Here is a 13,605-nt window from a genome sequence, read left to right on the forward strand (position 1 = left end):
GGTTCAGTAGGCACATTCGTCGACTGACACACCGTATTCGCGAGCAAGCCCGCTCCCACATTTGGATCTGCGCAGGCGTTAATTTCGGGCGAAGGCCACTGCGGCCTGAAACTGTTCATCCGTTGGCCGAACGCCGGTGTACAGCACAAATTGCTCCAACGCCTGGATCGCGATCACTTCGAGCCCGGTAATCACTCGCTTGCCTTTGGCCCGCCCGCGCACGATCAGCGGCGTTTCGGCGGGAATCGCCACGACATCGAAGACGGTATCGGCGGCATCCACAGCTTCTGCTTCAAACGCCAGTTGATCCGCCTCTGCCCCACCGGTCATGCCGATCGGTGTCACGTTGACCAACATCTGCGGGCGCAAGTCCCCCAGCTCTGCCTGCCATTCGTAGCCCAGGCTGTGCGCCAAGGCCCGACCGGCCGCTTCGTTACGCGCCACAATCACGCCATGGGCGTAACCACCGTCGCGCAAGGCACTGGCCACGGCCTTGGCCATTCCGCCGCTGCCGCGCAGGGCAAAGGTGGATTGCTTCGGTACCGCGTGCTTTTTCAGCAGTTGCTCGACGGCGATGTAGTCGGTGTTGTAGGCCTTGAGATGGCCGTTGGTGTTGACGATGGTGTTGAGGGAGGCAATGGCCTTGACCGAGTCGTCCAGCTCATCGACCAAGGCAATGCTGGCTTCCTTGAATGGCATGGAAACGCCGCAACCGCGAACGCCCAGTGCGCGTATACCGCCGATCGCGCTGGGTAAATCCTGGCTGCTGAAGGCTTTATAGTAGAAGTTCAGACCCAACTGTTCATACAGATGGTTATGGAAACGCAAGCCAAAATTCCCGGGGCGCGCCGACAATGACATACACAGCTGGGTGTCCTTGTTGGGGTGCATCTGCATGGAAAACTCCTTTGAGTAAGCAATTGGGTACAGACCTTACACAACCTTTACCTATCGGCTGTGCTGTTTTTCAGAAATACGTTGTCTTAAAAGTATCCCCGCGACAATCCTTGAGTCTATTGATTGCAGACCACAAGCGCAGGGGCTAACCGAGGAATGACCATGATTCGTAAAATCCCCAAAATCGCCTTGCTTATCGGCGCACTCGCTATGGCAGGCCAAGCCTCCGCCCACGGTGGTGGTTGGGGTGGCCCGGCCGTGTTGGGTGCTTTAGTCGGCGCAGCCGTTGTCGGCTCGGTGGTTGCCAGCCAATCCCAGCCGGTTTACGTGCAGCAACCGGTCTACGTTCAGCCGCAACCGGTATATGCCGCGCCTCCTCCGGTCTACTACGCGCCGCCACCACCGGTGTATGTGCAACAGCAGGTTTATTATCGCCCGGCGCCGGTTTACTACGGCCCACCACGTGGTTACTACGGCCCTCCCCATGGCTATTACGGCCGCGGCTGGTAACACGCAATTGACATCACAGGATCAGGCCCCGCTTACCCGCGGGGCCTTTTTTTTGCCTCAAAGGTCCGGATTTACCCTGCAAAGGTCGCTGTGAGGACAATGCTCGAGGCGTAATCGCACATGATTATGGCTAATGTCTACTTGCTCGAACGAGGCTTGCGCTGTCATGTTTGTGTCACGAAACCCTCTCACTATTGATTCTGTCCAGCCAATAACAATTAAGGACGACTGACCATGCCCACGCAAAACCCGCACCGCACCGCCGGCCTGTGCACGTCCAGTAAGGTCTACAGTGCACTCACAGAGCTCAAGCACCTTGAAGGCCATCGCAGCGCGAAGTTCCTGGCGTTATTGGCGCAAAACCTGGTGCACAAGGGGCTGCTCAGTGAGCAGGAAGTGGTGATCATGCTTGATCAAGTGGTGGATTGACGTCTTGTGTTGATGACGACTATCGAGCCGGTTGATTTTTCCTTCGGCCCGCAGCGCCGTAAGGTGGCCTCCATAGCAATTGGAGGCCTCTATGCCCACTGTTCAGATCATGTCCGTTATCGGCAGCGCCGTTCCCGCCCCTCTTCGCAAGCTGGGGCTGCTGGCTTGCTGGTATTTGGTACGCGATGGCGAGCCCATCAGCGGCCCACTTACGTCGTTATCGGCCGCCGAAAAGCAGCTTCAACAAGCGTCGAGCTTCAGACTGCACGCCTGAAGCTCGCCTTCTGTAACCGCTAAGGCAGCGGCAGCTTGACCCGCGGTTTGCTTTCGACAAACAGCGCCCAGCTCGACATAAACAACGCCGCCACCAGCGGCCCGATCACAAACCCGTTCAGGCCAAACACCGACAGCCCGCCCAGGGTCGAGATCAGGATCAGGTAATCCGGCATCTTGGTGTCCTTGCCCACCAGGATCGGGCGCAGTACGTTGTCCACCAAGCCGATCACGAATACGCCGAACACCGCCAGCACCACGCCCTGCCAGATCGAACCGCTCAACAGGAAATAGATGGCCACCGGGCCCCACACAATCCCCGCGCCCACGGCAGGCAGCAGCGACAGAAACGCCATCAACACCGCCCAGAGCAACGCGCTGGGGATATCCAGAAACCAGAAAATCAAACCGCCCAGCGCGCCTTGAGTGACGGCCACCAGCACGTTGCCTTTGACCGTGGCCCGCACCACGCGATTGAACTTGAGCTGCAAACGGCGCTTTTGCGGCTCGGCCAACGGCACCGCCGTGCGCACTTTGCGCACCAGTTCCGGACCGTCGCGCAGCAGAAAAAACAGCAGATACAGCATGATGAAAAAGCTCACCAGGAAATCAAACGTGCCCTGGCCAAAGCTGAACGCCTGGGTCGCAAAGAATTGGCTGCCCTGCATTGCACTCTTGACGATCTTTTCCCGCAGGCCTTCCAGGTTGCCCATGCCAAAGCGGTCCAGCAGGTGCTGGAAGTATGGCGGCAGGACATTCTTGAATTGCTCGATATACCCCGCCACGTCCAACTTGCCGCTTTCAATATTTTTGTACAGGGTCGCGCCCTCTTGCACCAGCAGCACACTGGTAATGATCACCGGCAAAATCGCAATGATCAGGCACACCGTCAGCGTCGCCAGGGACGTGAGGTTGCGGTTCCAGCCGAACCGCTGTTGCAGGCGCCGCTGCATCGGGGCAAAGATAATGCCGAGGATCACCGCCCAGAACACCGCGCCGTAAAACGGCAGCAATATCCAGATAAAGGCGATGGTCACCAGGGCCAGCAGCAACAACAGGGTTTTGAATTGCAGGTTGGTTTGATTCATGTCCGGTCCATGTCAGAAAAGCCAAGGCCCTGTGCAGGCCCTGATGCTTAGTCCGCTGCGAATGCTGGGAGTGCCATCGTTTATCGCACAAGCATAGACCGCATCACTTATTGCCCGGAAGCCTGCGCCTTTGCCTCGCTCAACAGCGTCTGAATCATCTGCTCCTGAGCGTCATAGCGGCCTTCGCCGAAGTGGCTGTAACGCACCTGCCCCTTGGCGTCGATCAGGTAATGGGCGGGCCAGTACTGGTTATCGAAACTGCGCCAGATCGCGTAGTTGTTGTCGACGGCCACCGGGTAAGTGATACCGAGTTTGCGCACCTGGTCCCTGACATTGCCGATGATGTGCTCGTAGACGTATTCCGGGGTGTGCACGCCGATAACCACCAGCCCGTCTTGTTCGTACCGCCTGGCCCAGGCTTGCACATAGGGAAGTGCGCGGCGGCAATTGACGCAATCGTAGGTCCAGAAATCAACCAGCACCACTTTGCCTTTGAGCGCGTCGGTGCTCAGCGGTGGCGAGTTGAGCCACTCGACCGCGCCCGCCAGTGAGGGCATCGCACCCTGGGTGGTTTGGGTCTCTCGGCTGGCCACCTGGTTGGACACCAGGGCAAAGGCTAACAGCAGGCCGGCGAACAGCACCGAGATAAGTCGCATGGCAATTACCTTGTGGCGAGGGGGATGCCCCATTGGAAACCGCCGACGTATCGCGCCTATGTCGAAACCCGCCTGCCGATACACCACGATACAAAATCAACAAAGGGCGATCTGGATCAATAAATCCGAGATCAAGCTCCACTACCCTCGCGACCTTTTGCGACGCAAACCCATGCCATCTGTCATCGCCCCCGAACTGCTCGCCCCCGCCGGCACCCTGAAAAACATGCGCTACGCCTTCGCCTACGGCGCCGATGCAGTCTACGCCGGCCAGCCGCGTTACAGCCTGCGTGTACGCAACAATGAATTTGACCACGCCAACCTGGCGCTCGGTATCCAGGAAGCCCACGCGCAGGGCAAACGTTTCTACGTGGTGGTGAACATCGCGCCGCACAACGCCAAGCTGAAAACCTTCCTAAAGGACCTGGCGCCAGTGATCGACATGGGCCCGGATGCGCTGATCATGTCCGATCCGGGGCTGATCATACTGGTGCGCCGCCATTTTCCGCAGATGCCCATCCATCTGTCGGTGCAGGCCAACACGGTGAACTGGGCCAGCGTCGAGTTCTGGCAGCAACAAGGCATCAACCGGGTGATTCTGTCGCGCGAGCTGTCACTGGAAGAGATCGAGGAAATCCGCCAACACGTGCCGACCATGGAACTGGAAGTGTTCGTGCACGGCGCCCTGTGCATGGCTTATTCCGGACGCTGCCTGCTGTCGGGCTACCTGAACAAGCGCGATGCCAACCAAGGCACCTGCACCAACGCGTGTCGCTGGAAGTATCAGGCCACGCCGGCGGTGGAAAACGCCGCCGGCGACATCGTCCAAACGTGTCAGCCAACCCTGGGCATCGGCGCGCCGACCGATCAAGTGTTCCTGCTGCAGGAAGCCAATCGCCCGGATGAGCCAATGCCCGCGTTCGAGGATGAACACGGCACGTACATCATGAACGCCAAAGACCTGCGCGCGGTGCAGCACGTCGAGCGCCTGACCTACATGGGCGTGCATTCGCTGAAGATTGAAGGCCGCACCAAATCGCACTTCTACTGCGCACGCACCACCCAGGTGTATCGCCAGGCCATCGACGATGCGGTGACCGGGCGCGCTTTCGACCGCAGGCTGATGAGCGATTTGGAATCACTCGCCCAGCGCGGCTACACCGAAGGTTTCCTGCGCCGCCACGTGCATGACGAGTACCAGAATTACCAGCACGGCAGCTCGGTGTCGCAACGTCAGCAGTTTGTCGGGGAGTTGACCGGCGAGCGCCGTGGGGAGCTGGCCGAGGTCAAGGTGAAGAACCGCTTTGCCGTGGGCAATCATCTGGAATTGATGACGCCCGCCGGGAATTTTCACTTCGACCTGGCCGTGCTGCACAACGCCAAGGGTGACGCCATTGAGGTCGCGCCGGGCGACGGGCACACCGTGTATGTGCCGCTCCCGGCCGCAATGGACCTGCGCTTCGGCCTGCTGATGCGCGACCTCTAACGCGTCGCCGCGCAGAACCGGCGGATGGCCTCGCACGCCTGCAGCAACGCGTCATCGTCCAGGGCGTAAGCAATGCGCAGGTACGGCGCCAGGCCGAATGCGCTACCGTGCACGACGGCCACGTTGGCCTCATCGAGCAAGGCATGCGCCACGTCTTCGTCGTTTTGCAGCCGCTTGCCGGCAGGCGTGGTGCGCCCCAGCAAACCGGCGCAGGAGGCAAACGCGTAAAACGCGCCGCACGGGCGCGCGCATTCCAGGCCCGGCGTGTTGTTTAGAAAGGACACAACCAAGTCCCGCCGACGCTCAAACACGGCCCGCGACTGCTGGATAAACGCCTGCGGCCCGTTCAAGGCAGCAATCGCCGCGTGCTGTGAAATCGCGCTGGCGCCTGAGGTCTGTTGGCCCTGAAGCTTTTCCATCGCCGCCAACAACCAACGCGGCCCAGTGGCGAAACCAATGCGCCAACCGGTCATGGCGTATGCCTTGGACACGCCGTTCATGGTCAAAACCCGCGGCGCCAACTCGGGTTCAACCTCAGCCAGGGTGTGGAAGGTTTGCCCGTCGAACAGCAAGTGTTCGTAGATATCGTCCGCCAGCACCAGCACATGCGGATGCGCCAACAGCACGTCGGCCAGGGCGCGCAGCTCCTGCTGGCTGTACACCGCGCCGGTGGGGTTGGAGGGCGAGTTGAGGATCAGCCAGCGCGTCGCGGGGTTGATCGCCGCGTCCAGCGTCGCTGGCGTCAACTTGAACCCATCCTCGCCGCTGCACGGCACAATCCTGGCAGTGCCGCCGCATAGCTCGACCATTTCCGGGTAGCTGACCCAGTAAGGCGCGGGCACGATCACTTCATCCCCGTCGTTCAACGTGGCGGCGAGCGCGTTGTAGATCACGTGCTTGCCGCCACTGCTGACGATCGTGTCCTGCCAGGTGACAGCCAGGCCATTTTCACGGCGGAATTTTTGCGCGACCGCTTCACGCAAGGCACGCACACCGGCCACTTGGGTGTAGCGCGTGTGGCCATTGCGGATCGCGTCGATACCGGCCTGGCGGATGTGTTCCGGGGTGTCGAAATCCGGCTCGCCGGCGCACAGCGAAATGATCTGCGCCCCTTCGGCGCGGCGGGCGGCGACGCGGTCGATGATGCGGTAGGTGGCAGACGGCTGGGCGTGAGCCAGGCGCGTGTTCAGACGTTCGAGGGTCACGAGTCTTTCCTCTGCAACTGGTGATACCCCAGGGCTTCGCGCGCTTGCTTGAGGGTCTTGCCGGCCTCGAGCTGCGCCCGAATCTGCGACTCCGCGTGTTCAATCTGCCGCGCGGTGCGCGCCACGGCTTCGGCACGGTCGCGGGGCACCACCAGCACGCCATTCGCATCGGCCACCACGATGTCCCGGGCACACACACGGGCACCGCCGATGGCCACCGGCTGGTTTACCGACGCCACTTGCACTCGGTCCTTGCCGGTACGCATGTAGCGGCCTCTGGTGAACATCGGATAACCATCGCCCAACGCTTTGCTGACGTCCCTGCACACGCCATCGATCACCGTGGCGGCAACCCCGCGACTGCCGGCGTATTGGGTCATGATGTCGCCCCACACGGTGCAGTCGGTGCGACCGGCGTTGGCCAGCACCACCACGTCTCCTGGCCGCACGTCTTCGATGAAGTCACCTACCGAACCCGGCGGTGTGGCGGCTGGCACGTACTGCACGGTAAAGGCTGGACCGACGATAGTGCCACGGTAGTTATCCAGCGGTGCGATGCCCAGGCATTGGCCGCAAATGCCGAGTTTATCCATGGCATCCGAGACGCCGGGCGTGTCGAGCCCTTCAAAAAGCGCGACCAGCTGTTGGTCATTCATTGGGCGGGCTCCACACGGATGGCGTCGAATTGGCTGTCGTGCATCACATCGGCCACCGAACGGCCGCTGCGTACTGCGTCGACCATGCCGGCTTCACGGGCGGCGATGCGCTCGCCCAAATCCAGTACCTGTTCAATCACTGCGGCGGGGACGAAAACGCTGCCGCAGCGGTCGGCGATGACGAAGTCGTTTTCCGACACATCGACGCCACCGACGCTGATCGTCACGCCAGCGCCCACCTGCACCACGCGGTTTCGCGCACTGACCATGGTCACGCCACGGCCGTACACCGGGAATCCAACGGACGCGCTGCCGTCGATATCCCGGCTGAACCCGTCGATCGCCGCACCGCGAATATTCTTGGCCACGGCGGCATTGGCAATGATGTCGCCCCAGCACGAAACGCCGTCGATGCCTCCGGCGATGACCAGCACGCGGTCATCGCCGGTAATGGCGTCGATCACCGGGAAAATCAGGTGCACGCCGGGAGCGGCGTCGGTCTTGGGCGCCAGCTTGACCGTGCTGGCGCGGCCGACCACCGTGGGGCAATCCCACAACGGCCGGATGCCCACCACGGCGCCGGGCAGTTGCAGGACATCCAGTGCGTCGGAAACCGTGTTGGTGTCGAGTTCAGCCAAGCGTTGAAGCGGGTCGGGATGCCGCATTGAGGTGAGCCCCTGTTGTGGTTGGGGCTCAAGTCTTACCGAGGGGCGGTGAGCGGTATATTCGTATGTACGTTAGTTAAACATAGGTTAAACCTATGAAAGATCAGATCCTGAACTGACCCACCAACTGCCCCAGGCGCTGGCCCAAATCCGCCAGGCTGCGAGAGGTCTGGGCGCCCAGCTGGGTTTCATCGGCCACACTGTCCACCGCCACGGCGATCTGATGCACGCTGCGGTTGATCTCTTCGGCCACGGCAGTTTGCTCTTCGGCGGCGCTGGCAATCTGCGCGTTCATCGAGTTGATGGTGCCGATCAGTTGCGCCATGGTGTCCAGTGAGGCGCCGGCCTGGTTGGCCTGGGCCGAGGTGCCGTCGCCGGCATCACTGGAACGGCGCATCGCGTCCACGGCGGCTTCGGTGCCTTTTTGCAGGCGGTCGATCATGCCCTGGATTTCCTGGGTGCTGGTTTGAGTGCGGCTGGCCAACGCTCGCACTTCATCGGCCACCACCGCAAAACCACGGCCGGCCTCGCCTGCTCGCGCGGCTTCGATGGCGGCGTTGAGCGCCAGCAGGTTGGTCTGTTCGGCGATCGAACGGATCACCCCCAGCACGCTGACAATCGACGACACGTCCTGTTGCAGGCTGTCGAGGGACACGCCACTGCTGCGGATGTCATTCACCAGCGCATGAATCTGCGCAATGCTGCCGTCCACCACGCGCTTGGCGGCCTGGCCCTCGGCGTCGGTCTGTTGCGCGGCGACGGCGGCGCCCTGGGCGCTGCGCGCGACTTCATGGGCGGCGGAGGACATCTGATTAATGGCGGTGGCCACTTGGTCCGTTTCGTGACGTTGGCGCTCCATCGCGGTTTCCGAGCGCTGGGCTTGCTCGGACACCTGCCCGACCAACCCGGTGAGTTGCGAGGTCATCTCGGTGATCTGCCGCACCAGGCCGTGGATCTTGTCGACAAAGCGGTTGAACGCACCCGCCAGATCGCCCAGTTCATCCTGGCTGGTGATGGCCAGGCGGCGGGTCAAGTCGCCCTCGCCCGCCGCGATATCGTCGAGGTTGGCTTTCATCAAGTTCAACGGCCGCAGGATGGTATTGGCGGTCACCATGCCCACGGCGGCAATCACCAGCAACACCACCACGGCCACACCGAGGATGCTCAGCAGCACGCCTTCCATGCGTTTCTCGACCTTGGCCTCAACCACCGCCACCTGGGCTTCGATGCCGTCGAGGTTGACCGAGGTGCCAATCACCATGTCCCACTTGGGCAGGTATTCGGTGTAGCCAAGCTTGGGCACCAACTCGGTCTGCCCCGGTTGGGTCGAGCTGTATTGCAGGTAGTGGGTGCCGTCCTTGCCGACCTTGACCAGGTCGCGGTTGACGTAGACGCCGTTGGGGTCGCGGTTGTCCTTGAAGCTCTTGCCCACGCCGTCGGGGCTGTTGCCCTTGAACAGGCGGATGGTCTCGGAGTCGTAGCCGAAGAAGTAGCCGTCCTTGCCGTAGTTGGTGTTCGACAGCAACTTGACCACCTCGGCCCGCGCGGCGGTGTCGCCAGGGGCGGCGGCGTCGTAGAGCGGTTTGATGGTGGTCATGGCCACCTCGACGTAACTTTGCAGGGTGGCCTTGGCGTCGTTGAGCAGGCGCTGGCGGGTTTCATCCACTTCGTTGCGCGCCTGGCCCTGGAGGATCCACACGGTGGTCAGGCTGATGACCACGGCAAACAGCAATACCGGCACTACGGCGAGGGACAGGACTTTGGCCTTCAGACTCAGACGCATGGCTTTTCTCTCTTATTAGTGGCGACTTGGAGAGGCTATCGGCCAACTGCAACGGATCTGTAGGCCACTCGTTACCCGTGGCGCGGAAGGTGTTTCACATCATTAAAGGGTCATCGCAGCGAGCCAGCCGAATGCCAGCAACGGGATGTTGTAGTGCAGGAACGTCGGCACCACGGTGTCCCAGATATGGTGGTGCTGGCCGTCGATGTTCAGACCGGAGGTCGGGCCGAGGGTCGAGTCCGACGCCGGTGAGCCGGCGTCGCCCAGGGCGCCTGCGGTGCCGACGATGCACACAATCGCCAACGGGCTGAAACCCAGTTGCACACACAGCGGCACAAAAATCGCGGCGAGGATCGGCACCGTGGAAAACGACGAGCCAATGCCCATGGTCACCAGCAGCCCCACCAGCAACATCAGCAGCGCGCCCACGCCACGGCTATGGCCGATGAATGCCGCCGAGGTTTCTACCAGCGAACGCACGTCACCCGTGGCCTTGAGCACTTCGGCAAACCCCGAGGAAGCGATCATGATGAAGCCGATCATCGCCATCATCTTCATGCCTTCGGTGAACAGGTCGTCGGTTTCGCGCCAGCGCACGATGCCCGACACCGAAAAGATCAGGAACCCGGCCAGGGCGCCAATGATCATCGAGTCCAGCCACAGTTGAATGATGAACGCCGAGGCAATCGCCAGCCCGGCCACCAGCAGGGTCAGCGGGTTGTACTGCACGGCCACTTGCTCGACGCGCTCGATTTTTTCCAGGTCGTACACGCGCTTTTTGCGATAACTGACAAACACTGCCACCAGCAGGCCAACCACCATGCCCAGCGCCGGCAAGCCCATGGCGTGGGTGACGTTGACCTGGCTGACGTCGACGCCGCTCTTGGCCACGTTGGCCAGCAAAATCTGGTTGAGGAAGATGTTGCCGAAACCCACCGGCAGGAACATGTACGGCGTGATCAGGCCGAAGGTCATCACACAGGCGATCAGGCGACGGTCCAATTGCAGCTTGGTCAGCACATACAAAAGCGGCGGCACCAGCAGCGGAATAAACGCGATGTGGATCGGCAGGATGTTCTGCGAGGCAATTGCCACGACCCACAGCAGACCGATCAGCAACCATTTGACGTGGCTGCCGCCCGTGGCTTCCTGGCGATCGACCAGCATCAGCGCCTTATCTGCCAGGGCATGGGCCAGACCGGACTTGGCAATCGCCACCGCGAAAGCGCCGAGTAAGGCGTAGGACAACGCCACGGTCGCCCCGCCGCCCAAGCCGCCGTTGAAGGCTTTGAGCGTGGCCTCGATGCCCAGGCCACCGGTTAAGCCACCCACTAGGGCGCCGACAATGATGGCGATGACCACATGCACGCGGGACAAGCTGAGCACCAGCATGGTGCCGACCGCGGCGATGACTGCGTTAATCATGGTTACCTCAAGACAGAAACATAAAAAACAGGCATGCCCGCGCCCGGGCGGCCATGGGGTTGGCTGCCGGCGTGCAGGCTTTAGGAGGTCTTATTAGAGGGCGCGCACTTTGCAGCAGGCGGGCGCGCATGTCAAAAAACGGCGTCGTTTTCAGCGTTCAATTGAACGTTTAAATAATAAAGAACGGCAAAACGCGGCCGATAGCCTGACTCTCTGTGTTTTCAGGTTAAGGATGCTCCTCGATGTTCCTCAGACAGCTCTCCATTCAATGGAAAATCACCCTGCTCGCCGGCCTGTGCCTGCTGGGGATCGTGACCCTGCTGGTGGGTCTGTCGCTGTATCGCATGGAGCACAGCTCGCAGCAGGTCAAAGCCTCGAGCATGCAGATGCTCGACGAGTCCGCCCAGGCACGCATCGAGGCCCAGGGTGAAGTGCAGGCGCTGGGCATTCGCCAGCAGTTCATGGACGCCTACCAGTACGGCCATGGTTTTGCCCGTCAGGTACTGTTTTTGCGCGAACAGGCGGAAAAACGCTTCCTCGACGCCTTCGACACCCGCGAAGACCTGACCCGCCAGGTCAAGGCCGCACTCCAGGCCAACCCGGACCTGCTCGGGTTGTCGCTGGTGTTTGAAGCCAATGCGCTGGACGGCAAGGATGAGCTGTTCGCCAATCAGGCGGAACTGGGCAGCAACGACAAAGGCCGTTTTGCCCTGTACTGGTCGCAACCGACGCCCGGCAAATTGACCTCCATGTCACTGCCCGAAAGCGACATGTCCGACACCCGCATTGGGCCCAGCGGCGAGAAAGCCAACGCCTGGTTCACCTGCCCGCGCATAACCTTGAAACCCTGCGTGATCGAGCCGTACTTTTATGTGATCGACGGGCAAAACGTGCTGATGACCAGCATCGTGTTTCCGCTGATGGTCAACGGCAAAGTCATCGCCTCGCTGTCGGTGGACATCAACCTCAACAGCTTGCAGGCCGTGAGCCAGCAGGCCAGCAAGAAGCTGTACGACGGCCAGACGCAAGTCAGCATCCTCAGCCCCACCGGTTTGCTCGCCGGCTACAGCCCGGATGCGAGCAAACTCAGCCAGCGCCTGGATAAAGTCGACACGGCCAGCGGCGCGCAATTGATCAACGCACTGGCGGCCAGCACGCAGATCCGCAGCGTGCGCACCGACCATCAACTCAAGGTACTGGCGCCGTTCGCACCGATTCCCGGCGGCAAGCCGTGGGGTGTGTTGCTGGATGTGCCGGAAAAAGTCCTGGTGGGCCCCGCCGAGGCGCTCAAGGCGCAACTGGATGCCGATAACACGCGCGGCACCCTGCTGGAACTGAGCCTGGGCCTGCTCGCGGCCGTGGTCGGCCTGGTACTGGTGTGGCTGATGGCTCGCAGCGTGACCCGGCCCATCCTTGGCGTGGCTCGCATGCTGGAAGACATCGCCAGCGGCGAAGGCGACCTGACCCGTCGCCTGGCCTACGACAAGCAGGACGAACTGGGCCAACTGGCCGGTTGGTTCAACCGCTTCCTCGACAAACTGCAACCGATCATTGCCCAGGTCAAACGCTCAGTGCAGGACGCCCGCGGCACGGCCGACCAATCCGCCGCAATTGCCACTGAGACCAGCGCCGGCATGGAGCAGCAGTACCGCCAGGTGGATCAGGTGGCCACCGCCTCCCACGAAATGAGCGCCACCGCCCAGGACGTAGCCCGCAGCGCCGCCCAAGCCGCACAAGCCGCGCGCGACGCCGACCAGGCCACCCGCGAGGGCTTGACCGTGATCGACCGCACCACCACCAACATCGGGCACTTGGCGGCGGACATGAGCACCGCCATGGCTCAGGTCGAAGGCCTGGCGGCCAATAGCGAGAAAATCGGTTCGGTGCTGGAAGTAATTCGAGGCATTGCCGAGCAAACCAACCTGCTGGCACTCAACGCCGCCATCGAAGCCGCCCGCGCGGGTGAGGCCGGCCGTGGATTTGCCGTGGTCGCCGACGAAGTACGCAACTTGGCACGGCGCACCCAGGAATCGGTGGAAGAAACCCGCGTGGTGATCGAACTGCTGCAAAACGGCACCACCGATGTGGTCGGCTCCATGGGCAACAGCTATCGCCAGGCCCAGGGCAGTGTCGAGCAGGTCGGCCAGGCGGTCACCGCCCTGCGCCAGATTGGCGAGGCGGTCACGGTGATCAGCGACATGAACCTGCAAATCGCCAGCGCCGCCGAAGAGCAAAGCGCAGTGGCCGAAGAGATCAACAGCAACGTGGCGACGATCCGCGATGTGACCGAGTCGCTGTCGGAGCAGGCGAATGAATCGGCGCGGGTGAGCCAAGCGCTGAACAGCCTGGCGAATCAGCAGCAGGGGTTGATGGATCAGTTTCGCGTGTGAGTGAGTTGCACAGACTCTGACCCTTGAGCAGGTCCAATGTGGGAGCGGGCTTGCTCGCGAATGCAGTGTGTTAGTTGCCGAATTTGCTGGCTGACACTCCGTCTTCGCGAGCAAGCCCGCTCCCACATTTTTATATTTTGTG

The 13,605-nt window shown here is 61.6% G+C and carries 12 protein-coding genes and 2 pseudogenes; 6 read left to right on the top strand and 8 right to left on the bottom strand.

Features of this window, described 5'->3' with window-relative positions:
• Positions 1 to 78: 78 nt before the first annotated feature.
• Positions 79 to 897 carry a shikimate 5-dehydrogenase gene (locus tag AC19YS_RS21035; protein ID WP_200624898.1) on the bottom strand — a complete coding sequence of 273 codons (819 nt, stop codon included), beginning with the start codon at positions 895 to 897 and terminating at the stop codon, positions 79 to 81.
• A gap of 156 nt (positions 898 to 1,053) precedes the next feature.
• Here AC19YS_RS21035 and AC19YS_RS21040 point away from each other — a divergent pair, with 156 nt between their 5' ends.
• The 3 genes from AC19YS_RS21040 to AC19YS_RS21050 all read left to right on the top strand — a co-directional run bounded on the left by AC19YS_RS21040 (position 1,054) and on the right by AC19YS_RS21050 (position 2,110).
• Positions 1,054 to 1,407 (top strand): hypothetical protein, encoded by a 354-nt coding sequence (locus AC19YS_RS21040; RefSeq protein WP_053255424.1) that lies wholly within the window; start codon positions 1,054 to 1,056, stop codon positions 1,405 to 1,407.
• A gap of 234 nt (positions 1,408 to 1,641) precedes the next feature.
• Positions 1,642 to 1,836, top strand: a complete 195-nt coding sequence (locus AC19YS_RS21045; RefSeq protein ID WP_106580094.1) for a hypothetical protein — start codon at positions 1,642 to 1,644, stop codon at positions 1,834 to 1,836.
• 91 nt (positions 1,837 to 1,927) lie between these two features.
• The gene (locus tag AC19YS_RS21050) at positions 1,928 to 2,110 is read left to right on the top strand and encodes a hypothetical protein (RefSeq protein ID WP_106580093.1); all 183 of its coding nucleotides are present in this window, start codon (positions 1,928 to 1,930) and stop codon (positions 2,108 to 2,110) included.
• A gap of 19 nt (positions 2,111 to 2,129) precedes the next feature.
• Here the strand turns inward: AC19YS_RS21050 and AC19YS_RS21055 are convergent, their stop codons facing one another.
• On the bottom strand, positions 2,130 to 3,197 hold the full coding sequence (locus tag AC19YS_RS21055) for an AI-2E family transporter (RefSeq protein ID WP_106580092.1): 1,068 nt from the start codon (positions 3,195 to 3,197) through the stop codon (positions 2,130 to 2,132).
• Between the two features lie 107 nt (positions 3,198 to 3,304).
• Positions 3,305 to 3,763 (bottom strand): annotated as a pseudogene (locus tag AC19YS_RS21060) (thioredoxin family protein); the annotation flags it as partial.
• Between the two features lie 262 nt (positions 3,764 to 4,025).
• On the opposite strand from AC19YS_RS21060, the gene trhP reads away from it, so the two are divergent.
• Positions 4,026 to 5,339, top strand: a complete 1,314-nt coding sequence (gene trhP / locus AC19YS_RS21065; RefSeq protein ID WP_500602557.1) for a prephenate-dependent tRNA uridine(34) hydroxylase TrhP — start codon at positions 4,026 to 4,028, stop codon at positions 5,337 to 5,339.
• Here the strand turns inward: trhP and AC19YS_RS21070 are convergent.
• From AC19YS_RS21070 to AC19YS_RS21090, 5 genes are all read right to left on the bottom strand, one after another.
• On the bottom strand, positions 5,336 to 6,544 hold the full coding sequence (locus tag AC19YS_RS21070) for a pyridoxal phosphate-dependent aminotransferase (RefSeq protein ID WP_500602558.1): 1,209 nt from the start codon (positions 6,542 to 6,544) through the stop codon (positions 5,336 to 5,338). The two genes, trhP and AC19YS_RS21070, sit on opposite strands and share 4 nt — an antisense overlap.
• Positions 6,541 to 7,200, bottom strand: a complete 660-nt coding sequence (locus tag AC19YS_RS21075; protein WP_500602559.1) for an RraA family protein — start codon at positions 7,198 to 7,200, stop codon at positions 6,541 to 6,543. Before AC19YS_RS21075 ends, AC19YS_RS21070 begins: the two co-directional genes overlap by 4 nt.
• Positions 7,197 to 7,865, bottom strand: a complete 669-nt coding sequence (locus tag AC19YS_RS21080; protein ID WP_500602560.1) for an RraA family protein — start codon at positions 7,863 to 7,865, stop codon at positions 7,197 to 7,199. Before AC19YS_RS21080 ends, AC19YS_RS21075 begins: the two co-directional genes overlap by 4 nt.
• 103 nt (positions 7,866 to 7,968) lie before the next feature.
• Positions 7,969 to 9,648 (bottom strand): methyl-accepting chemotaxis protein CtpM, encoded by a 1,680-nt coding sequence (ctpM, locus tag AC19YS_RS21085; RefSeq protein ID WP_106580087.1) that lies wholly within the window; start codon positions 9,646 to 9,648, stop codon positions 7,969 to 7,971.
• A gap of 102 nt (positions 9,649 to 9,750) precedes the next feature.
• A complete protein-coding gene (locus AC19YS_RS21090; RefSeq protein WP_500602599.1) occupies positions 9,751 to 11,070 on the bottom strand; it encodes a Na+/H+ antiporter family protein in 1,320 nt (439 codons plus the stop codon).
• Positions 11,071 to 12,458: 1,388 nt separating this feature from the next.
• On the opposite strand from AC19YS_RS21090, the pseudogene AC19YS_RS21095 reads away from it, so the two are divergent.
• Positions 12,459 to 12,605: pseudogene (locus AC19YS_RS21095) on the top strand (HAMP domain-containing protein); the annotation flags it as partial.
• A 102-nt stretch (positions 12,606 to 12,707) separates the two neighbouring features.
• Complete coding sequence (locus tag AC19YS_RS21100) at positions 12,708 to 13,463, top strand: methyl-accepting chemotaxis protein (protein ID WP_370004744.1); 756 nt, start codon at positions 12,708 to 12,710, stop codon at positions 13,461 to 13,463.
• Positions 13,464 to 13,605: the final 142 nt, after the last annotated feature.

Source organism: Pseudomonas sp. MF08831 (assembly GCF_059862645.1).